At 72.0% G+C, this 19,878-nt stretch carries 20 protein-coding genes; 14 read left to right on the top strand and 6 right to left on the bottom strand.

Annotated features, from left to right (window positions below):
• Positions 1-27: 27 nt before the first annotated feature.
• A complete protein-coding gene (locus tag ACWD0A_RS17090) occupies positions 28-438 on the bottom strand; it encodes an SsgA family sporulation/cell division regulator (RefSeq protein WP_451298809.1) in 411 nt (136 codons plus the stop codon).
• 173 nt (positions 439-611) lie between these two features.
• Between ACWD0A_RS17090 and ACWD0A_RS17085 the strand changes: the two genes are divergently transcribed.
• From ACWD0A_RS17085 to ACWD0A_RS17055, 7 genes are all read left to right on the top strand, one after another.
• Positions 612-1,685 carry an energy-coupling factor ABC transporter permease gene (locus tag ACWD0A_RS17085; RefSeq protein ID WP_451298807.1) on the top strand — a complete coding sequence of 358 codons (1,074 nt, stop codon included), beginning with the start codon at positions 612-614 and terminating at the stop codon, positions 1,683-1,685.
• 1 nt (position 1,686) lies between these two features.
• Positions 1,687-2,448 (top strand): cobalt ECF transporter T component CbiQ, encoded by a 762-nt coding sequence (gene cbiQ / locus ACWD0A_RS17080; RefSeq protein WP_451298805.1) that lies wholly within the window; start codon positions 1,687-1,689, stop codon positions 2,446-2,448.
• Positions 2,436-3,215, top strand: a complete 780-nt coding sequence (locus ACWD0A_RS17075; RefSeq protein ID WP_451298803.1) for an energy-coupling factor ABC transporter ATP-binding protein — start codon at positions 2,436-2,438, stop codon at positions 3,213-3,215. The genes cbiQ and ACWD0A_RS17075 overlap by 13 nt, the downstream gene beginning before the upstream one ends.
• A 71-nt stretch (positions 3,216-3,286) precedes the next feature.
• Positions 3,287-3,706, top strand: coding sequence for a MarR family winged helix-turn-helix transcriptional regulator (locus ACWD0A_RS17070; RefSeq protein WP_451298904.1), 420 nt, complete (start codon positions 3,287-3,289; stop codon positions 3,704-3,706).
• A 91-nt stretch (positions 3,707-3,797) separates the two neighbouring features.
• Positions 3,798-4,265, top strand: a complete 468-nt coding sequence (locus ACWD0A_RS17065) for an organic hydroperoxide resistance protein (protein ID WP_451298801.1) — start codon at positions 3,798-3,800, stop codon at positions 4,263-4,265.
• A gap of 79 nt (positions 4,266-4,344) precedes the next feature.
• Positions 4,345-5,535, top strand: a complete 1,191-nt coding sequence (locus ACWD0A_RS17060; protein WP_451298799.1) for a serine hydrolase domain-containing protein — start codon at positions 4,345-4,347, stop codon at positions 5,533-5,535.
• On the top strand, positions 5,532-6,338 hold the full coding sequence (locus ACWD0A_RS17055; RefSeq protein ID WP_451298797.1) for an SDR family NAD(P)-dependent oxidoreductase: 807 nt from the start codon (positions 5,532-5,534) through the stop codon (positions 6,336-6,338). The genes ACWD0A_RS17060 and ACWD0A_RS17055 overlap by 4 nt, the downstream gene beginning before the upstream one ends.
• Here the strand turns inward: ACWD0A_RS17055 and ACWD0A_RS17050 are convergent.
• The 4 genes from ACWD0A_RS17050 to ACWD0A_RS17035 all read right to left on the bottom strand — a co-directional run bounded on the left by ACWD0A_RS17050 (position 6,262) and on the right by ACWD0A_RS17035 (position 10,177).
• Entirely contained in the window at positions 6,262-7,059 is a 798-nt protein-coding gene (locus ACWD0A_RS17050; RefSeq protein WP_451298795.1) for a DUF817 domain-containing protein, read from the bottom strand. The genes ACWD0A_RS17055 and ACWD0A_RS17050 overlap by 77 nt on opposite strands.
• 85 nt (positions 7,060-7,144) lie before the next feature.
• The gene (locus ACWD0A_RS17045) at positions 7,145-7,996 is read right to left on the bottom strand and encodes an EamA family transporter (protein ID WP_451298793.1); all 852 of its coding nucleotides are present in this window, start codon (positions 7,994-7,996) and stop codon (positions 7,145-7,147) included.
• Complete coding sequence (locus tag ACWD0A_RS17040; RefSeq protein ID WP_451298791.1) at positions 7,993-8,484, bottom strand: YbaK/EbsC family protein; 492 nt, start codon at positions 8,482-8,484, stop codon at positions 7,993-7,995. The genes ACWD0A_RS17045 and ACWD0A_RS17040 overlap by 4 nt, the downstream gene beginning before the upstream one ends.
• Before the next feature lie 55 nt (positions 8,485-8,539).
• A complete protein-coding gene (locus ACWD0A_RS17035) occupies positions 8,540-10,177 on the bottom strand; it encodes a penicillin-binding transpeptidase domain-containing protein (RefSeq protein ID WP_451298789.1) in 1,638 nt (545 codons plus the stop codon).
• Positions 10,178-10,488: 311 nt separating this feature from the next.
• Between ACWD0A_RS17035 and ACWD0A_RS17030 the strand changes: the two genes are divergently transcribed.
• Positions 10,489-12,183, top strand: coding sequence for a hypothetical protein (locus ACWD0A_RS17030; RefSeq protein WP_451298787.1), 1,695 nt, complete (start codon positions 10,489-10,491; stop codon positions 12,181-12,183).
• Between the two features lie 90 nt (positions 12,184-12,273).
• Here the strand turns inward: ACWD0A_RS17030 and ACWD0A_RS17025 are convergent, their stop codons facing one another.
• Positions 12,274-14,001, bottom strand: coding sequence for a dolichyl-phosphate-mannose--protein mannosyltransferase (locus ACWD0A_RS17025; protein WP_451298785.1), 1,728 nt, complete (start codon positions 13,999-14,001; stop codon positions 12,274-12,276).
• 61 nt (positions 14,002-14,062) lie between these two features.
• Between ACWD0A_RS17025 and rsmI the strand changes: the two genes are divergently transcribed.
• The 6 genes from rsmI to ACWD0A_RS16995 all read left to right on the top strand — a co-directional run bounded on the left by rsmI (position 14,063) and on the right by ACWD0A_RS16995 (position 19,786).
• Positions 14,063-14,920 carry a 16S rRNA (cytidine(1402)-2'-O)-methyltransferase gene (gene rsmI / locus ACWD0A_RS17020; RefSeq protein ID WP_177150571.1) on the top strand — a complete coding sequence of 286 codons (858 nt, stop codon included), beginning with the start codon at positions 14,063-14,065 and terminating at the stop codon, positions 14,918-14,920.
• 147 nt (positions 14,921-15,067) lie between these two features.
• Positions 15,068-15,517 (top strand): hypothetical protein, encoded by a 450-nt coding sequence (locus ACWD0A_RS17015; protein ID WP_451298783.1) that lies wholly within the window; start codon positions 15,068-15,070, stop codon positions 15,515-15,517.
• An 84-nt stretch (positions 15,518-15,601) separates the two neighbouring features.
• Positions 15,602-16,471, top strand: coding sequence for a TatD family hydrolase (locus ACWD0A_RS17010; RefSeq protein WP_451298781.1), 870 nt, complete (start codon positions 15,602-15,604; stop codon positions 16,469-16,471).
• 392 nt (positions 16,472-16,863) lie between these two features.
• On the top strand, positions 16,864-18,033 hold the full coding sequence (locus tag ACWD0A_RS17005; RefSeq protein ID WP_451298902.1) for a ubiquitin-like domain-containing protein: 1,170 nt from the start codon (positions 16,864-16,866) through the stop codon (positions 18,031-18,033).
• Positions 18,030-18,890 carry a 16S rRNA (adenine(1518)-N(6)/adenine(1519)-N(6))-dimethyltransferase RsmA gene (gene rsmA / locus ACWD0A_RS17000; protein ID WP_451298779.1) on the top strand — a complete coding sequence of 287 codons (861 nt, stop codon included), beginning with the start codon at positions 18,030-18,032 and terminating at the stop codon, positions 18,888-18,890. The genes ACWD0A_RS17005 and rsmA overlap by 4 nt, the downstream gene beginning before the upstream one ends.
• The gene (locus ACWD0A_RS16995) at positions 18,887-19,786 is read left to right on the top strand and encodes a 4-(cytidine 5'-diphospho)-2-C-methyl-D-erythritol kinase (RefSeq protein ID WP_451298777.1); all 900 of its coding nucleotides are present in this window, start codon (positions 18,887-18,889) and stop codon (positions 19,784-19,786) included. The genes rsmA and ACWD0A_RS16995 overlap by 4 nt, the downstream gene beginning before the upstream one ends.
• The last annotated feature ends 92 nt before the right edge of the window (positions 19,787-19,878 follow it).

Below are 19,878 nucleotides of genomic sequence, written 5' to 3'. Positions count from 1 at the left end.
CGCTGCCGGGTTTGCGGTCGCGGGCCGTCAGGCAGGGGTCGGGGGTGCCGAAGGCGCAGCCGCGGGGGCCTGTGCGGACGCCGGGGGCGCCGCGGGCGCCTGGGACGTCGCGGCCACCGCGTACGTGTGGCGCAGGAAGCGGCTCAGCGCCTTGGCGTCGAACTGCACCACCGCGACTCCGTCGCGCGTGTGGAACTCGACCACCGCCTGTACCCGGCCGCACGGCCAGATCTCGATGTCCCCCCGCCTGACCGGTGCGTTCAGCCCGCTCTCCAGCACCTCGCGCGGGAAGGTCCACTCCTTGCCGCTGGGGAACGAGAAGCACACGGCCTGTGGGTCCGCCGTGGGGTCGTAACTGAGCGAGACGCGTACGGCGCGGTACTGAGGAGCGTCGGTGACGATCCGGCCTCGTGCGTGTTCCATGACGGCGGGGGACATGGCCTGCTCCTCACACTCGTCCACTTTGTCATCTAATGTCCCATATTTTCCTTGAGATGCTCACTTCGCTTGCCGGCCGCACTGCTCATCTGTGACCTGTGCGCTCTTGCACATCGTTCGCAAGAGAGACCTATCATGGGACGCTTATTCATCTGTCCGAAGCGGAGCCCGCCATGCATGTCCCTGACGGATTCATCAACGCGCCGGTCTCGGTGGCCGCCGGAGTCGCCGCCGCCGGCGCGGTCGCCGTCAGCCTCCGCGGCGCCCGCCGCGAGCTGGGTGGATCGGCCGTCGCGCTGCCCGGCGCCGACCGCACCGCACCGCTCGCCGGCCTCGTCGCCGCGTTCGTCTTCGCCGTGCAGATGCTGAACTTCCCGGTCGCCGCAGGCACCAGCGGACATCTGCTGGGCGGCGCGCTCGCGGCCATCCTCGTCGGGCCGTTCACCGGCGTCCTGTGCATAGCCGTCGTGCTGCTGATGCAGGGCATCCTCTTCGCCGACGGCGGCCTCACGGCCCTCGGCGTCAACATCACCGTCATGGGCGTCGTCACCGTCCTGGTCGCGTACGGGCTGTTCCGCGGGCTCGTCACGGTCCTGCCGCGCAGCCGGCGCTCGGTGACCGTCGCCTCCTTCGTCGCCGCGCTGGTCTCGGTGCCGGCCGCCGCCGCCGCGTTCACCCTGCTCTACGCGGTCGGCGGGCTGACCGATGTGCCGATCGGCTCGGTCCTCGCCGCGATGGTCGGCGTCCATGTCCTGATCGGCATCGGCGAGGCCGCGATCACCGCCCTCACCGTCGGCGCCGTGCTCGCCGTGCGCCCCGATCTCGTGTACGGCGCACGCGGCCTGGCGGCCCCGCTCAAGCTCCGCGTCGGCGGCGAGCTCGTCGACGCCCCGGCCGAGCCGGCCACCGTGGCCGCCCGGTCGCCGCGCAAGGTGTGGCTGACGGGCCTCGTGACCGCGTTCGTCCTCGCCGGGTTCGTCTCCTTCTACGCCTCGGCCAGCCCCGACGGCCTGGAGAAGGTCGCCGCCGACAAGGGCATCGACAAGACCGTCGAGGAGCACGCAGTGGCCGGCTCGCCGCTCGCCGACTACGGCGTCGAGGACGTCGAGGACGACCGGCTCTCCGGCGGCCTCGCCGGTGTCATCGGCGTCGGCGCGACGGTCGCCGTCGGCACCGGGGTCTTCTGCGTCGTGCGCCGCCGCCGTGCGGACAGCGAGCAGGACACCCGCGTGCGGAGCTCCGTCTGACATGGGAGCGGGGCATGCCCACAAGCTCTACCGGCACGGGCACTCGCCGGTCCACGCCCTGCCCGCCCACTGCAAGCTGGTCGCCGTCCTGTGCTTCGTGCTCGTCGTCGTCTCGACGCCGCGCGAGGCCGTGTGGGCCTTCGGGGGGTACGCGCTGCTGCTGGCGGCGGTCGCCGCGGTGGCGCGCGTCCCGGCGGGCTTCGTGCTCAAGCGGCTGCTGATCGAGGTCCCGTTCGTGGCCTTCGCCGTGCTCATGCCGTTCGTCGTCCCGGGCGAGCGGACCGAGGTGCTCGGGGTGGCGCTGAGCGTCCCGGGTCTGTGGGGCGCGTGGAACATCCTCGCCAAGGGCACGCTCGGTGTCGCCGCCTCCGTGCTCCTCGCCTCGACGACCGAACTGCGCTCGGTCCTGCTCGGCCTCCAGCGGCTCCGGCTGCCGGCGCTGCTGGTCCAGATCGCGTCGTTCATGGTCCGCTACGGCGACGTGATCGCCGACGAGATGCGGCGCATGTCGATCGCCCGCCGCTCGCGCGGCTTCGAGGCGAGGGGCGTGCGCCACTGGGGCGTGCTGGCCAAGACGGCGGGCGCCCTGTTCATCCGCTCCTACGAGCGCGGTGAGCGGGTGCACCTCGCCATGGTGAGCCGGGGTTACACCGGGACCATGCCCGTCCTGGACGACGTGCGCGCCACGCCTGCCCAGTGGTCGTACGCCGCCGTACTGCCCGTGACCGCGCTCGCGGTCTGTCTGCTGGGATGGATGCTGTGACGACCCTTTCGCCGGAGACGGCTCCCTCGCTGGAGGTGCGCGGGCTCGCGTACGCGTACCCCGACGGACACCAGGCCCTCTTCGGCGTCGACCTGACGGTCGGGCGCGGTGAGCGGGTCGCCCTCCTCGGCCCCAACGGCGCCGGCAAGACGACCCTCGTCCTGCATCTCAACGGCATCCTGGCCGGCGGGGTCGGCACGGTCGCCGTCGCCGGACTGCCGGTGGCCAAGGAGAACCTGGCGGAGATCCGCCGCCGGGTCGGCATCGTCTTCCAGGACCCGGACGACCAGCTGTTCATGCCCACCGTCCGTGAGGACGTCGCCTTCGGGCCGGCCGCCTCCGGCCTGCGCGGCGCCGCGCTGGAGCAGCGTGTCGCGGACGCGCTGGAGCGGGTCGGCATGGCGGATTTCGCGGACCGGCCGCCGCACCACCTGTCGTTCGGACAGCGCCGCCGGGTCGCCGTCGCGACCGTGCTCGCGATGGAGCCGGAGATCCTCGTCCTGGACGAGCCCTCGTCCAACCTCGACCCTGCGTCCCGTCGTGAACTGGCCGACATCCTGCGCTCGTTGGACGTCACGGTCCTGATGGTCACGCACGACCTGCCGTACGCGCTCGAGCTGTGCCCCCGCTCGGTGGTCCTCAGCGACGGCGTGATCGCCGCGGACGGCGCCACGCAGGACCTGCTGGGCGACGAGGACCTGATGCGCAGGCACCGGCTGGAGCTGCCCTTCGGCTTCGACCCGAAGTCCGTGACAATGGGCGCGTGAACCGCACCGAGGAGACCCGCACCGACGAGACCCGCACCGACGAGACCCCGGCCACCACGGCCGCCGCATCGCTGCTGCTCGACGACCAGCTGTGCTTCGCGCTGTACGCGGCGCAGCGCGCGGTGACGGCCGCCTACCGGCCGCTGCTGGCGGAGCTGGGCCTGACGTATCCGCAGTACCTGGCGATGCTGGTCCTCTGGGAGCGCGGCGAGGTCCCGGTCAAGGAGCTGGCCGCCGCACTGCGGCTGGACTACGGCACCGTCTCGCCGCTGCTGAAGCGGCTGGAGTCGGCGGGGCTCGTGCACCGCGAGCGTTCGGCGGCCGACGAGCGCTCGGTGCTGCTGGTGCTCACCGACGAGGGCCGGGCGCTGCGCGAGCGGGCCGAACGGGTGCCGGAGCAGCTGATGCGCAGCACCGGTCTGGGGAGGCCCGACATCGCGCGGCTGCGTGCCGAACTGCACCGGCTGGCCGAGGCGGCGGACCCCGGCTGATCCAGGCTACCCTCGAGTAACAACTGCCCCCGGATTCCGATACATTGTGCGCGATGTAAATGCAGCGGCGCACTGACCACGGGGACGCACCATGAGCGAGCAGGCCACTACAGCCGACACCTCCGCCACTGCCGACACCCGGCCCACGAAGATCATGTACGTGGCGGAGGCCACCGCCCACGGCGGCCGGGACGGCTATGTGACGAGCCACGACGGCCGGATCGATCTGCGCGTGGCCATGCCGCCCGCGCTCGGCGGCGACGGTAAAGGCACCAACCCGGAACAGCTCTTCGCGGCCGGCTACAGTGCCTGCTTCCACAACGCCCTGGTGCTCGTCGGCCGCCGCGCCGGTCTCGACCTCACAGGCTCCACAGTCGCCGCCAAGGTCGGCATCGGGCCCAACCGGGCCAGGGGATACGGACTCGCGGTCGCCCTCAACGTCTCCCTCCCGCTCGTCGATCAGGACCTCGCCGCACGGCTCGTGGGCGCCGCGCACCAGGTCTGCCCGTACTCCAACGCCACCCGCGACAACATCGACGTCTCCATCGTCCTCAGCTGACGGCGCCGTCCCGAGCTGACGCCCCGACAAGTTCCGCCCCGGAATCCGGCCGGTCTGGACCACGTTGCACCATGGGGGGATGGACGGCAGCGAAGGAGCACATGTGGTGGACGTCCGGGGCACGGTGGCGGACGGCTTCGAAGCGGTCGCGGACGCCTTCGTACGCAACTTCGAGCAGCGCGGCGAGCGCGGGGCCGCGGTCGCCGTCTACCGCGACGGCCGCAAGGTCGTCGACCTGTGGGCGGGCGCCCGTGACGTGGACGGCCGCGAACCGTGGGCCGTCGACACCGCCCAGGTCGTCCGCTCGGCGACCAAGGGCGTCGCCGTGGCCGTGGTCCTCCTGCTCCACCAGCGCGGCCAGATCGACCTGGACGCGCCGGTCGGCACGTACTGGCCGGAGTTCAAGGCGGCGGGCAAGGAGCGCGTCCTCGTCCGTCACCTGCTCGCGCACCGTGCCGGCCTGCCGGTGCTGGACCGGCCGCTCACCCCGGCCGAGGCCGAGGACGGCACGAGCGGCCCCGCCGCGCTCGCCGCCCAGGCCCCCGCCTGGGAGCCCGGCAGCGCGCACGGCTACCACGCGCAGACCTACAGCTGGCTTCTGGGCGAACTGGTGCGCCGCGTCACCGGCCGGACCATGGGCCGCTGGGTCGCCGAGGAGATAGCCCGCCCGCTCGGCCTCGACTTCTGGATCGGCCTGCCCGCCGACGAGGCCCACCGCGTCGGCCGCCTCGGGCCCGTGGCCGAGCCGGAGACCGCCCAGGGCGGCGGCCTCAAGCTCCGCCCCAAGCGCTCCGTCTCCGAGGCCTACCGGGACCCCGCCTCCCTGACCCGCCGCGCCTTCGGCGCCATCGACCCGGCGCCCGACGAGAACGACCCCGCCTTCCGCGCCGCCGAACTCCCCGCGTCCAACGGCATCTCCACCGCCCGCGCCCTCGCCCGCTTCTACGCCGCCACCATCGGCGAGATCGACGGCGGGCCCCGGCTGTTCGCCCCGGCCACCCTGACCCTCGCCCGTACCGAGGAGTCCGCCGGACCCGACCGCGTGCTCGTCGTCCCCACCCGCTTCGGCCTCGGCTACATGCTCCACGGGCCCGCCTCGCCGCTGCTGGGCCCCGGCTCCTTCGGCCACCCGGGCCGCGGCGGCTCCCTCGGCTTCGCCGACCCGGAGTCGGGCATCGCGCTGGGCTACGCGACGAACGGCATGCGCAAGGGCGTGACGGCCGATCCTCGTGCGCAGGCGCTGATCAGGGCGGTACGTTCGGCCCTGTGAATCGCTTCGAGGGACACGGCGTACTGATCACCGGAGCCGCCCGCGGCATCGGGGCGGCGACCGCCCGGCGCCTCGCCTCGGAGGGCGCGCGGGTGCTCGTCACCGACATCGACACGGACGCCGCCGAGGAGACCGCCGCGTCCATCGACGGCGCGGAGCCCTTCCCGTGCGACGTGGGCGACCGCGGCTCGGTCGAGGCGGCCGTCGCGCACGCCGTGGAACGCTTCGGCACCCTCGACGTGCTGGTCAACAACGCGCTCTCGGCCACCCCGGACACCGAGCGGTTCGAGGACCTGCCCGACGACGACTGGGCCCGTGACCTCGACATCTGCCTGACCGGGGCGTTCCGGTGCTGCCGCGCCGCACTGCCGCGTCTGGAGGCGGGCGGCCGCGGGGCGATCGTCAACATCGGCTCCATCAACGCCGAGCAGTCCTTCGGCGGTCACGCCTACAGCGCCGCCAAGGCCGGTCTCGCCTCCCTCACCCGCACCCTCGCCGCCGACGCTGCGGCGCGCGGCGTCCGCGTCAACCAGATCAACCCGGGCACCGTCCGCACCCGGGCCTGGCAGGACCGCGCGTCCGAACTGGAGGCCCTGCGCGAGGTCTACCCTCTCGGCCGCGTCGGCGAGCCCGAGGACATCGCGGCGGCCGTGGCCTTCCTCGCCTCGCGCGACGCGGCCTGGATCACCGGCACGACGCTCCGGGTCGACGGCGGCCTGCTCGCCGTCAACTCCGGTTTCGAGCGACTGCACGCGAGCCGGGCAGCGAACGGCCGGCCGACCCCGCCGTCAGCACGAACGTGACCGTGATGAGCAGCGCCCACGCCCCGAACTTGGCCACCGACACCGGCTGCCAGCCCGCCAGTTGGTCCGGATAGCTCCAGGCCCCCGCGTACGTCGCGATGTTCTCGGCGACCCACAGGAAGAAGCCGATCAGCACGAACGCCAGGGCCAGCGGCATCCGGTGGTCGCGCTCGCCCACCCGGAACCGCACCCACGTCCCCGCGGTCGCGCACAGCAGCAGCGCCGCGAGCACCCAGCGCGCGTCGGGCAGCCAGTGGTGGCTGAAGAAGTTCACGTAGACGGCGGCCGCGAGCACCGCCATGACCCGGGGCCGGTAGCCGGTCAGCCGCAGGTCGAACAGGTGCCAGGCCCGGCAGAGGTAGCTGCCCACGGCCGCGTACATGAACCCGCCGTACAGCGGTACGCCGCCGATCTTCGTGAGCGCCTCCTCCGGGTAACTCCAGGAGCCCATCCGCACCTTGACCAACTCGAAGAGGAGCCCCACGAGATGGCAGCAGGCGATCACGGCGGTGTCGCGGGCGCTGTCCCAGCCGATCTTCCTGGCGAGCACGGCCAGGGCGATGCCGTAGAGCAGCAGCAGGTCGTAGCGGGCGACGGGCAGGTCGGGCAGCTGCCCCGAAACGGCGATGCCGCCGACGAGAGCGACGGCGAAGGCGCAGCAGCGCGCCTCCAGCAGGCCGAAACGGAGCAGCTGTCGTATCCCGTGTGTGATCGTCCCCATGGCGGCAGGGACGCCTGGGAGGCGCCGCACGGTTCGCCGGCACCGTGCGCATCAGCCGGCACCGCGCATCAGCCCGCCGTGAGCATCAGCCCGCCTTGAGCATCAGGCCGATGCCCAGCACCATCAGGCACGCCGCCGCGATCCGCGGCGCCCCGAACCGCTCCTTGAACAGCAGCGCGCCGATCGCCGCGCCGACGATGATCGACGACTCCCGCAGCGCCGCGATCGGCGCGAGCGGGGCGCGGGTCTGGGCCCACAGCACCAGTCCGTACGCGGCGATCGACATCGCCGCGCCGAGCAGTCCGCGCCCCACGTGAGGCCGCAGCTGGGCGATCAGCGCGCCCCGGCGGGCGTACACCGCGTAGGCCGGGACCAGGAGGCCTTCGAGGACCATCAGCCAGGCGATGTAGCCGACCGGCGTGCCGGACGCGCGCACGCCCAGGCCGTCGACCACCGTGTACGCGGCGATCGACAGCCCGGTCGCGAGCGCGGCCGCGATCGCCGACCAGTGCGGGCGTGTGCCGGAGCCCTTGATGCCCCACAGCGCGACACCGACGAGGCCCGCCGACGCGACGCCGACACCGGCCGCCTGCCAGGCGCCCAGGTGCTCGCCGACGAACACCACGGCCGCGCCCGTCACCACCAGCGGGGCCGTGCCGCGCGCGATCGGATACATCTGGCCGAAGTCGCCGAGGCTGAACGACCGCATGAGCAGGGCCTGGTAGCCGACGTGCAGCAGCGCGGACGCGACGAGCCAGGGCCAGGCGCCCGCCGCGGGCACCGGGGCGAAGCACGCCATGACCGCGCCCATGACGGCGGCGCCGCCCGCAATCAGGGTGAAGGCGACGAGCTGGTCCTTGATCCCATGCGCCAGGGCGTTCCAGCCGGCATGCGTGACCGCCGCGGCGAGCACCGCGGCGGCGACGAGAACCGTCACGCCGTGCGCTCGCGGACGTCCACGACCGTGCCGCTCGCGTGGGCGATCAGCGTCTTGGGGTCGAGCGGGAACACCGTGTGCGGGGTGCCGGCCGCGGCCCACACCACGGCGTGGTCGAGCAGCCCCCGGTCCGCGAGCACGCGCGTGCGGGTGCGGTGACCGAACGGCGGTACGCCCCCGATGGCGTATCCCGTCGTCTCGCGCACCAGGTCCGCGTTCGCCCGCCGCACGGACTCGGCGCCCAGTTCCGCACGGACCCGCTCGACGTCCACCCGCGACGATCCGTCCATCAGCACCAGTACCGGCCGGCCGTCCGCCTCGAAGATCAGCGACTTCACGATCTCGCTGACGTCGCAGCCGATGGCCTCGGCGGCCTGCGCCGCGGTGCGCGTCGCGTCCGGGAAACGGCGTACGGGGACCTCGAGTCCGAGCTCGCGCAGAGCCTCGGCGAATCGGGGGTGGGCGTCGGCGGTGTCGTGAGTGCTCATGGCCCGCACGCTAGCGGTGGTTGTACGGGCCATGCGACCGTGTTTCACCTCATGGTCAGCGCGCGTTCAGCACCGATGCCACGACCTCGCCGGCGGCGTCGCCGCCGTGCCCGCCGGAGTCGACGACGGCGGCTGCGGCGAGGTCGTCGGCGTATCCGGTGAACCAGGCGTTGGAGTCGCCCTGGCCGTCGACCTCGGCGGATCCGGTCTTGGCGCCCTTGTTCCCGCCCACGGAGGCCATGGCGCGGGCTCCGGTGCCTTCGCCGGCGGCTCCGGCGCTCATCAACTGACGCAGGGTCTGCGCCATGCCCGCGGGGAGCGGCTGTGCGGTGGCCAGTTCACGGTCGTCGAGGTCCTGCGGGACGATCACCGGCTGCCGGAAGGCCCCGCCCTTGACGGTCGCGGCGATGGACGCGACGTTGAGGACGTTCATCTGGATCTTCCCCTGGCCGATGTACGAGGCCGCCGTCTCGGCGCCCGTCGACGCGGGGACCGCACCGTCCCAGGTCTTCACTCCGGTCTGCCACTCCGCACCGATGCCGAAGTACGTCAGGGCCGTCTCACCCAGTGCCGAACCGGCGCTCTGTCCCAGTGGCTTGACCGGCTTGATGAAGGTGGTGTTGCAGGAGCGGGCGAAGGCGCGTTGCAGCGTCGTGGTCCCGAGCGAGAAGTCCTTGAGGTTGTGGAACTCGCGCTCCCAGGTGACCGTCGCCGGGCACTCGACCGACGAGCCCGGACCGCTGACCAGACCCTTGTCCAGCATCATCGCCGCCGTCACGATCTTCATCGTCGAGCCCGGCGCCTGCGCGCCCCCGAACGCCGTGTTGAAGCCCTGCGCCGGGCTGTTGGCGACGGCCCTGATCCGGCCGGTGCTCGGCTCGACCGCCACGACGGATGCCCTGCCGAATTGTTTCACCGCCTTCTCGGCGGCCGCCTGCACGCCCGCGTCCAGGTAGGTCCGGAGCGTGCCCTCCTCGCCCTTGGTGAGCGTGAGCAGCGTCTCGTCGGGCACGCTGCCGTCCGCCGATGTGACGACCACTTCGACGCCCGGCTTGCCGCCCGCCTTCGCGCCGTACTTCTCGCGCAGCTGCTCCAGGACCGTGCCGAGCGAGGGGTACTTCTCCTTCGTCAGCTCCACGCCGTCCTTGTCGACCGCCTTGATCGGCGGGGCGGACGCGGTGTCCGTGGCGAGCGAGGTGCCCTCGGTGAGCTGCGGGTGCACGACGGACGGCTGCCAGTCGACCAGCGGTCTGCCGGTGGTCAGCCCGCGGACCACGGTCAGCTCGGAGGAGTACGACCAGGGCTTGGACGTCCCCTCGTACTCCACCGTCGCCTCGACCGTGAACGGCACCTTCGCGCCGACGGCCGCGCCGGGCTCGATCACGGCCTCGGTGACATGGGCGTCCTCGCGGTAGCCGGTGAGCAACGGCTCCGCCTCCGCCGCGTTGTTGGTGAGCTGGGCGGCGGCCGGACCTTCGCCCGCGGCCCACGCGGTGAGGAAGTCCTTCGCGGTCCTCTCGACCTCGTCCGCGCTCGGCGGCCCGGTCTCCTTGGCCGCGGACCGGGTCGTGACGCCGCCCTCCCCGCCGTTCCCGGTGAGCCCGTCGTACAGGTTCCATCCCCCGTAGCCGACACCCGTCGCCACGACGGCGAACACGCCGCCGACGACGGCGACCTTCGCTCCACTGCGCATGACCGCAGCCCCCTCCCCAGAGTGCGCATCCTGAACACGTTCAAGATCGCGAGTCAGGAGCACTCTACGGGACGGTGATGACGGGGGAGGGGTCGTTATGGGACTGCGACGTCAGGACCCGAACCGACTGGCGTCGTCGTCCGCAGCACGGTGCCTTCGCGTTGCGAGATGCGCCGAATGAGGGAAGAGTGGTTTTCGTACCGCCTGTGCACCGTTGAGCCGTGGATCTCCGCGACCACAGGCCGCCGCCGCCCTCAGGGCCGCGTTTCGCAGGGTCAGAACAGCACCTGGAAAGCACGGTTGGAACAACCATGTCCAGAACTGCTCAGCATAAAATCTTTCGTTTCGTTGGTTCCTCCTGCCTGGCGGCGGCGCTTGCGCTCTCGCCGGGCATGGCGAGTGCTGCGGCAGCGCCCCAAGCGCTCGCTGAAGCCACGGCCGCAGTACCCGTTCAACCCTCTCCGCCTACTCCGCCTCCTGAGGAGGAGCAGCAGCAGGAGCAGGAGCAGCAGCAGCAGGAGCAGCAGCAGGAGCAGCAGGAGCAGCAGCAGGAGCAGCAGCAGCAGGAGCAGGAGCAGCAGGAGCAGGAGCAGGAGCAGCAGGAGCAGCAGCAGGAGCAGGAGCAGCAAGAGCAGCAGGAGGAGCAGCCCCCGCCGGCGCAGCAGGAGGAGCCCCAGCCACCGCCTGCGCAGCAGAGGGCGGAGCTGCAGCAGCAGACGCCCGAGCTCAAGCAGGATGTCCAGGAACTGATGGCCCAGCAGGACGTCCCCGAAGAGCTCAAGGAGACTGCGGGCAAGCTGAACAACACGCTGAAGGCGATCGAGGACCCGACGACACCGCTGGCGGAGCGGGTCGCGCTCGCGGACGTCGTGAAGCAGTCGACGGATGTCCTGGCGAACGTGGAAAAGGCGGCTGCGCCGTCAGAGGTGAAGGCGTCCGTGACGAACACCGTGGAGACGTCGACGGAGGTCCTGGCGGACATCCAGCAGTCGAACGCTCCGTCTGAGGTGAAGGTGGCGGTGGCGAACACCGTGGAGACGACCACGAACGTTCTGGTGAACGTTCTGAAGTCGAATGCGCCGTCCGAGGTGAAGGTGGCGGTGGCGAACACCGTTGAGACGTCGACGAATGTCCTGGTGGACCTTCAGAAGTCGAATGCGCCGTCCGAGGTGAAGATAGCGGTGGCGAACACCGTTGAGACGACGACGACTGTTCTGGTGGACGTCCTGAAGTCGAACGCGTCGTCCGCCCTGAAGGTGGCGGTGACGAACACCGTGAAGACGACGACGACCGTTCTGGTGGACGTCCTGAAGTCGAATGCGTCCTCGGCGGTGAAGATAGCGGTGACGAACACCGTTGAGACGACGACGACCGTTCTGGTGGACGTCCTGAAGTCGAACGCGTCGTCGGCCGTGAAGGTGGCGGTCACGAACACCGTGAAGACGACGACGAATGTCCTGGTGGACGTTGTGCAGTCGAATGCGCCGCAAGCGGTGAAGATAGCGGTGACGAACACGGTGAAGACGACGACGAATGTTCTGGTGGACGTTCTGAAGTCGAATGCGCCGCCGGCGGTCAAGGTGGCGGTGACGAACACCCTGAAGTCGACGACGAATGTCCTGGCGGGCTGTCTGAAGTCGAAGGCGCCGCAAGCGGTGAAGATAGCGGTGACGAACACCGTGAAGACGACGACGAACGTCCTGGTGGACGTTGTGCAGTCGAATGCGCCGACGAGTGTGAAGGTGACCGCGACGAATGTCGTGAAGACGACGACGGATATCCTGGTGTCTTCTCTGAAGTCTGGTACGAAGCCGGCGGATCAGAAGGCGGCGACGGACTTCACGAAGAAGGTGAACACCACGCTGAAGGAGGCCCAGAGTTCGAACGCTACGCAGCGGACCGAGGCAACCAAGCAGCTGACCCAGTGGAACGCCTCGCTCCCCAAGTGCCTCCAGCAGAACCCGTTCCAGGAGTGCGTGCGCACTGCTGCGAACACCGGTGGATGACACCAAGGACGACCCGGGACGACTGCCAACGACCGGCAACGACCCGGACGGGCCCGGCACCGAGAGGTGCCGGGCCCGTCGCCGTCGCAGCTACACCCAGGTGTCCAGCCACATCCGGCCGCGCCAGTCCTCCATCGGGATCGGCGTGCCCGTGTAGATGGGCCAGAAGTAGATGAAGTTCCACACGATCAGCAGCACCAGCACGCCCGCCCCGATCGCGCCCACCGCCCGGCGGCGTTCGTCGGAGCCCGGCGGGCCCAGCATCGCGCCGATCATCATCGCCACCGCAAGACACAGGAACGGCACGAAGACGACCGCGTAGAACAGGAAGATCGTCCGCTCCTGGTACAGCAGCCAGGGAGCCCAACCAGCCAGGAACGCGCACAGGATCGCGCCCGCGCGCCAGTCGCGGCGGAAGAACCAGCGCCATAGGACGTAGCAGAGGGCGAAGCACGCCGCCCACCACAGCAGCGGCGTGCCCAGGGCCAGGACCTCGCTCGCGCACTTGTCGGCAGTGCCCTTGGGGCAGCCGCCCGTGCCTGCGGCCGGGTCCTCGTAGTAGTACGAGACCGGGCGGCCCAGCACCAGCCAGCTCCACGGGTTCGACTGGTAGGTGTGACCGGAGGTCAAGCCGATGTGGAACTCGTAGACCTGCGTCTCGTAGTGCCAGAAGCTGCGCCACCAGTCCGGGAACAGCCAGCCCCAGTTGCTCTTTCTGCCGTCCCCGGTGCTCGCCCAGTTCCGGTAGTAGCCCTTGTCGGTGACCAGCCAGCCGGTCCACGACACCATGTACGTGACGAGCGCGACCGGCACCGTCGAGCAGAACGCGGGGACCAGGTCCTTCTTCAGCACCGCCGCGTAGGGGCGCACCGCGCCGGCCGTGCGCCGCGAGCCCACGTCCCACAGCACGCTCATCACACAGAACGCGGCCATGATGTACAGACCGTTCCACTTGGTGCCCGCCGCCAGGCCCAGCATCACGCCCGCCGTCAGCCGCCAGGGCCGCCACCCCAGCCGCAGGGTCTCGGCGACCTCGGCGTCCGGGCGCAGCACGCCGTCGGCGTCCGTCGGGAGCGCGGCGGCGAGCCTGCGCCGTGAGCGGTCGCGGTCGGCGAGCAGCGCGCCGAAGGCCGCGAGCACGAAGAACATCAGCACCAGGTCGAGCAGCGCCGTACGGCTCATGACGAAGTGCAGGCCGTCCACGGCGAGGAGCAGACCCGCCAGGCAGCCCAGGAAAGTCGAGCGGAAGAGCCTGCGCCCGATCCGGCACAGCATCAGCACCGACAGCGTGCCGAGCACGGCGACCATGAAGCGCCAGCCGAAGGGTGTGAAGTCGAACATCTTCTCGCCGAGCCCGATGACCCACTTGCCGACCGGTGGATGCACGACATAGCCGGGGTCGTCGGGGATCGGGACGGACGAGCCGTCCCTGAGGATCGTCTTGTCGACATCCTTCGGCCAGCTCGCCTCGTAGCCCTGGTTGATCAGGGCCCAGGCGTCCTTGGCGTAGTACGTCTCGTCGAATATCACCGCGTGCGGCTTGCCGAGGTTCCAGAACCGCAGCACTCCCGCGAGCAGCGCCACCAGGACCGGCCCGCCCCAGGCGGCGATCCTCAGCAGCGGCTCCACGTCGCCCGGCCGGAGGCCGAGCACCGCCCACAGCCGTCCCGAAGGGCGGGTGTACGGCGGCACCAGGCGTTCGCGCAGGCCGATCACGGACCGGGGTGTGTAGCCGAATCGGCGCAGCCGCTGCTGCCAGCCGGGCGGCGGCTGGCCTGCGTCCTTGCCCTCGATGGTGTGCGGCGCGGTACTGGTCACCGCGCCATCGTAGGGAACACGGCTGTGCGAGTGGTGCCTCCCGTCCTGGGAGGATGGCTTTGTGACAGGAACGCTCGTACTCGCAGGGACACCCATCGGCGACGTCGCGGACGCGCCGCCGCGGCTCGCCGCCGAGCTGGCGGGCGCCGACATCGTCGCCGCCGAGGACACGCGGCGGCTGCGCCGGCTCACCCAGGCCCTCGGCGTGCACACGCAGGGGCGGGTCGTGTCGTACTTCGAGGGCAACGAGTCGGCGCGCACCCCCGAGCTCGTCGAGGCGCTCGTCGGCGGCGCGCGGGTGCTGCTGGTCACGGACGCGGGCATGCCCTCCGTCTCCGACCCCGGCTACCGGCTCGTCGCCGCCGCGGTGGAGCAGGACATCAAGGTCACCGCCGTTCCGGGGCCCTCGGCGGTGCTGACCGCGCTCGCCCTGTCGGGACTGCCCGTCGACCGCTTCTGCTTCGAGGGCTTCCTGCCCCGCAAGGCGGGCGAGCGCCTCGGCCGGCTGCGTGAGGTCGCGGACGAGCGGCGCACCCTCGTCTACTTCGAGGCGCCGCACCGCCTCGACGACACGCTCGCCGCGATGGCCGAGGTCTTCGGCGCCGACCGGCGCGCGGCGGTGTGCCGGGAGCTGACCAAGACGTACGAGGAGGTCAAGCGCGGTGGCCTCGGCGAGCTGGCGGCCTGGGCCGCCGAGGGTGTGCGCGGCGAGATCACCGTCGTCGTCGAGGGCGCCCCCGAGACCGGACCCGCCGAACTCGACGCCGACGAACTGGTGCGCAGGGTGCGGGTGCGAGAGGAGGCGGGAGAGCGGCGCAAGGAGGCGATCGCCGCGGTGGCCGCCGAAGCGGGCCTGCCCAAGCGCGAGGTGTTCGACGCCGTCGTCGCGGCAAAGAACGCGACTCGATCGGCCCAGTGAGAGGGAAAGGGCTATGGTGAAAGGCAAAGCCCAGAGCCTGCAGCGGCCCTTTCGGCAAGGGAAGTCAAAGAGCTTTCCCTCGTTCGACCGTTGCTGATGCGCTCCCGCCGGAACAGGCGTCCACTGGATCAGTGGAGAGGAGCTGGCATGAGTGAGACCACAGGCACCGGCACCGCCGCCGGCCACGAGGAGTACTCCTTCGCCTGCATGTACTGCGGGCATGGCTGGGAGCAGTCGTACGACATCGAGCACCACACCGACGGGGCGGGCCGGGCCTTCGTCGTCTACAAGACCGGCGGCGTGCGGGTGCCTTCCCCGCTCAAGGCCCCGACCTGCGTGAACTGCGGAAGGCACCGGGTCCGGATCATGCGGGCGGGGCAGGTCTCCTCGGTCAGGGACATGATGGCGGAGATGTACGGCCAGCCGCGGGCGCACCCTGTGCCCACGGCGTCGCCCGCCGAAGCGCAGGGCACGGCCGCGGAAGCCGCCGAGCCTCCGGCCGGGGGCGCCCACGTGAAGGGCGAGCCACCGGGCCCGGTGCGTGCGCACCACTGGCATCTCTCCGACCTGCTCCACCCTTTCCACCACCGCAAGTGAGCCGTACGCGAGCGGCGGGTGAGCCGCGGGTGAGCCGCCACCGCGCGTGAGGCCGAGGGGCGGGCGCCTCGTAGGATCGCGCCCATGAGTTCGAAGTCCGCACCGCCGCCGCTGCCCGAACCGCTCGGGGTGGCGGTTGCCGATTCGCACACCCACCTGGACATGCAGGACGGCACCGTCGAGGAGGCCCTGGCCAGGGCCGCGGCGGTGGGCGTGACGACCGTCGTCCAGGTGGGCTGCGACATCAAGGGGTCCCGGTGGGCCGCCGAGACCGCCGCCGCGCACCGGGAGGTCCACGCCGCGGTCGCGCTGCACCCCAACGAGGCGCCGCGCATCGTGCTGGGCGATCCCGAAGGATGGTCGCGGCAGGGGGCGAGGGAGGCGGGCGGGAACGCCGCGCTCGACGACGCGCTCGCCGAGATCGACCGTCTCGCGGCCCTCGACGAGGTGAAGGCCGTCGGCGAAACGGGCCTCGACTATTTCCGTACGGGGCCCGAGGGAATGGCGGCCCAGGAGCGCTCCTTCCGCGCGCATATCGAGATCGCCAAACGGCACGGCAAGGCCCTCGTCATTCACGACCGCGAGGCCCACGCGGACGTGCTGCGCATTCTCGCGGAGGAAGGAGCGCCCGAGCGCACCGTGTTCCACTGCTATTCGGGCGACGCGGAAATGGCGGAAGCCTGCGCGGCCGCGGGCTACTTCATGTCCTTCGCCGGCAACGTGACCTTCAAGAACGCCCAGCCGCTGCGCGACGCGCTCGCCGTGGCCCCCGCCGAACTCGTCCTGGTGGAGACGGACGCGCCGTTCCTCACCCCGGCCCCGTACCGCGGACGGCCCAACGCTTCCTATCTCGTTCCGGTCACCCTGCGGGCCATGGCGAAGGTCAAGGGACTGGACGAGGACACGCTGGCCTCGGCGATCGCGGCGAACACCGCGCGCGCGTTCGACTACTGACCCGATCGGGCGCACCAACCTCTCGCAACGCTGCGTGTTCGTGCCGCTTTGGAGAGTGACGAACGCTCCGATACTGTCCGGTGCCACGTGTCGGGCCGGACATCCTCTGGAGCGTCGTGAGCAATGCGCAGGGCAGTCACCGTGCCGCACGCGGCGGTCGCCGCCAGGCGCCCTGGGCCGTGCTCGTCGGCGGGCCGGACGGCCCGGCCGCCCCGCAGGCCGAAGCGGCGGGTGCGTACGCTCCGCCGGAGCCGACGATCGTGGACGCGCGTCTCGCCGCCGCGTACGCGCCGACCATGCCGAACCTGGACCTGCGCGGCAGCGGCCTCCGCGCCCCCTCGGCACCGGCGCACGGCGGGACGGCCGGGGCCGGGCCGCAGCTGCCACGCCAGATGCCGCTCTCGTACGAGGACGCCACGCGCGGCACGGGCGGACGGGCGCGCGGGCGGCGCCGCCGCGCGGCGGATCGGCCCGACACCCTGCGCCGGCTCGTCCCGCGGGCCCTCGTCGTCGCCTTCCTCGCCGGCGGAACCTCCGCCTTCGTCGCGGCCGACAAGTCCGTGCGGCTCACCGTCGACGGCGCCCCCCGCACCCTGCACACCTTCGCCGACGACGTGCGGGAACTGCTGCACGAGGAAGGTCTCGCCGTCAGCCCGCACGACATCGTCGCGCCAGGAGCGGGCGCCGACCTCGACAGCGGCGACGAGGTCGTCGTCCGCTACGGCCGCCCCCTCGCCCTCACCCTCGACGGCCACCGCCGCACCGTGTGGACCACCGCCCGCACGGTCGAGGAGGCGCTGCGGCAGCTCGGCGTCCGCGCCGAGGGAGCCTTCGTGTCCGTCTCCCGCTCGTCGGCGGTCCCGCGCTCCGGGCTCGCGCTCGACGTGCGCACCGAGCGGTCCGTCACGTTCATGGCCGACGGGCGAGAGCGCACCATCCGCACCAACGCGCCGACCGTGGGCGAGGCGCTCGCCGAGGCCGGCATCACGCTGCGCGGCCAGGACACCACCTCCGTGCCGCCCGAGAGCTTCCCGCGCGACGGCCAGACCGTCACCGTCCTGCGCATCACCGGCACCCGCGAGGTCCACGAGGAACCCGTCCCGTACACCGTCGAGAGGACCCGTGACCCGCAGCTGTTCGCCGGCACCGAGATCGTCGTGCGGCAGGGCGCGCCGGGCGTGCGCCGGGTCACGTACGCGCTGCGCACGGTCAACGGCGTACGCCAGAAGCCGCGCAAGCTCTCCGAGGAGATCGTGCGCGAGCCGGTCACCGAGCAGGTGCGGGTCGGCACCCGGCAGCTGCCGTCGTCCGTGGGCGGGGCCGACGACCTGAACTGGGACGCCCTCGCCGAGTGCGAGTCGGGCGGCCGGCCCGGCGCGGTCGACCCTTCGGGGAACTACGGCGGGCTGTACCAGTTCGACCTCGGGACCTGGCGCTCCCTGGGCGGCAGCGGACGCCCGCAGGACGCGTCCCCCGCGGAACAGACGTACCGGGCGAAGAAGCTCTACATGCAGCGGGGGGCGACTCCGTGGCCGCACTGCGGCCGTAGGCTGTATCGGTGAGCACCACTGATCCCGACGCACTCCTCGGCCCCGCCGACATCCGCGAACTGGCCGCCGCGCTGGGCGTACGCCCCACCAAGCAGCGCGGCCAGAACTTCGTCATCGACGCCAACACGGTCCGCCGGATCGTGCGCACGGCCGAGGTCGAGCCCGACGACGTGGTCGTCGAGGTGGGCCCCGGGCTCGGATCGCTGACCCTCGCGCTGCTGGAGGCGGCGGACCGGGTCGTCGCCGTCGAGATCGACGACGTGCTCGCCGCGGCCCTGCCGACGACGATCGCCGCCCGCCTGCCCGAGAAGGCCTCGCGCTTCTCGCTCGTCCACTCCGACGCCATGCACGTGCGGGAGCTGCCCGGTCCGGCACCGACCGCGCTCGTCGCGAACCTGCCGTACAACGTCGCCGTCCCGGTCCTGCTGCACATGCTGGAACGCTTCCCGACGATCGAGCGCACCCTCGTCATGGTGCAGGCGGAGGTCGCCGACCGGCTCGCCGCCCGGCCGGGGAACAAGGTGTACGGGGTCCCGTCCGTCAAGGCCAACTGGTACGCCGAGGTCAAGCGGGCGGGGGCGATCGGGCGCAACGTCTTCTGGCCCGCCCCCAACGTGGACTCCGGCCTCGTGTCACTGGTGCGCCGCAAGGAGCCGCTCGCCACGACGGCCTCCCGCCAGGAGGTCTTCGCCGTCGTCGACGCGGCCTTCGCGCAGCGCCGCAAGACCCTGCGGGCCGCGCTCGCGGGCTGGGCCGGATCACCCGCCGCCGCGGAGGCGGCGCTGGTGGCGGCCGGTGTCTCGCCGCAGGCGCGCGGTGAGGCGCTGACGGTGGAGGAGTTCGCGCGGATCGCGGAGGCGAAGCAGTGAGTGTGACCGTACGGGTGCCGGCGAAGGTCAACGCGCAGCTGGCGGTCGGCGGGGTGCGTCCCGACGGCTTCCACGACCTGGCCAACGTGTTCCTCGCGGTGGGGCTGTACGACGAGGTGACGGTGAGCCCGGCCCCGTCGCTGACCCTCACCTGCGCCGGACCCGGCGCGGACCAGGTCCCCCTGGACCGTACGAACCTGGCGGCCCGCGCGGCCGAGCTCCTCGCGGCCCGCCACGGGATCTCGCCCGACGTGCACATCCACATCGACAAGGACATCCCGGTCGCCGGCGGCATGGCGGGCGGCAGCGCGGACGGCGCGGGCGCGCTGCTGGCATGCGACGCGCTGTGGGGCCTCGGCTCGTCGCGGGACGAACTGCTCTCCCTCTGCGCCGAGTTGGGCTCCGACGTGCCGTTCAGCCTGGTGGGCGGCGCGGCGCTGGGCACCGGCCGCGGCGAGCGGCTCACGGAGCTCGAGGTCCGCGGGACGTTCCACTGGGTGTTCGCGATGGCGGACGGCGGGCTGTCGACGCCGGTGGTGTTCGGCGAGTTCGACCGGCTGAACTCGGGTGTCGCCGTGCCCGAGCCCGTCGCCTCGCCCGCGCTGCTCGACGCCCTGCGCACGGGCGACGCGGCGGCGCTCGCGGGCGCGCTCGTGAACGACCTCCAGCCCGCGGCGCTCTCGCTGTGCCCGTCGCTGGCCGAGACGCTCGCGACGGGCACGGCAGCCGGGGCGCTCGCCTGCCTCGTCTCGGGCTCGGGCCCGACGACGGCGTTCCTGACGAAGGACGAGGACGCGGCGGAGGCGGTGGCGTCGGCGCTGACGGCCTCCGGCACGTGCCGCGCGGCGCGGGTGGCGACGGGGCCGGCGGCGGGCGCGACGGTCGTGTCGGCCTGAGGCGTCGGGGGCCGCGGGGCCCGGGCACGTGGGGGCCGCTGCGTCCTCACCCCGCCCCCTTCCCGTTACCGGGGGCGCTGCCCCCGGACCCC

The sequence above is a fragment of the Streptomyces sp. NPDC002867 genome (assembly GCF_053591895.1).
The sequence above is the reverse complement of the archived record's forward strand: the minus strand, read 5'-3'. Positions and strand labels throughout refer to the sequence as shown.

What these genes read in the sequence shown, in the direction of transcription:
- ACWD0A_RS17090 (WP_451298809.1), bottom strand. Translation starts at nt 438, where the DNA reads ATGTCCCCCGCCGTCATGGAACACGCACGAGGCCGGATCGTCACCGAC.
- ACWD0A_RS17085 (WP_451298807.1), top strand. Translation starts at nt 612, where the DNA reads ATGCATGTCCCTGACGGATTCATCAACGCGCCGGTCTCGGTGGCCGCC.
- cbiQ (WP_451298805.1), top strand. Translation starts at nt 1,687, where the DNA reads ATGGGAGCGGGGCATGCCCACAAGCTCTACCGGCACGGGCACTCGCCG.
- ACWD0A_RS17075 (WP_451298803.1), top strand. Translation starts at nt 2,436, where the DNA reads ATGGATGCTGTGACGACCCTTTCGCCGGAGACGGCTCCCTCGCTGGAG.
- ACWD0A_RS17065 (WP_451298801.1), top strand. Translation starts at nt 3,798, where the DNA reads ATGAGCGAGCAGGCCACTACAGCCGACACCTCCGCCACTGCCGACACC.
- ACWD0A_RS17060 (WP_451298799.1), top strand. Translation starts at nt 4,345, where the DNA reads ATGGACGGCAGCGAAGGAGCACATGTGGTGGACGTCCGGGGCACGGTG.
- ACWD0A_RS17050 (WP_451298795.1), bottom strand. Translation starts at nt 7,059, where the DNA reads ATGGGGACGATCACACACGGGATACGACAGCTGCTCCGTTTCGGCCTG.
- ACWD0A_RS17040 (WP_451298791.1), bottom strand. Translation starts at nt 8,484, where the DNA reads ATGAGCACTCACGACACCGCCGACGCCCACCCCCGATTCGCCGAGGCT.
- ACWD0A_RS17035 (WP_451298789.1), bottom strand. Translation starts at nt 10,177, where the DNA reads ATGCGCAGTGGAGCGAAGGTCGCCGTCGTCGGCGGCGTGTTCGCCGTC.
- ACWD0A_RS17030 (WP_451298787.1), top strand. Translation starts at nt 10,489, where the DNA reads ATGTCCAGAACTGCTCAGCATAAAATCTTTCGTTTCGTTGGTTCCTCC.
- ACWD0A_RS17015 (WP_451298783.1), top strand. Translation starts at nt 15,068, where the DNA reads ATGAGTGAGACCACAGGCACCGGCACCGCCGCCGGCCACGAGGAGTAC.
- ACWD0A_RS17010 (WP_451298781.1), top strand. Translation starts at nt 15,602, where the DNA reads ATGAGTTCGAAGTCCGCACCGCCGCCGCTGCCCGAACCGCTCGGGGTG.
- ACWD0A_RS17005 (WP_451298902.1), top strand. Translation starts at nt 16,864, where the DNA reads ATGCCGCTCTCGTACGAGGACGCCACGCGCGGCACGGGCGGACGGGCG.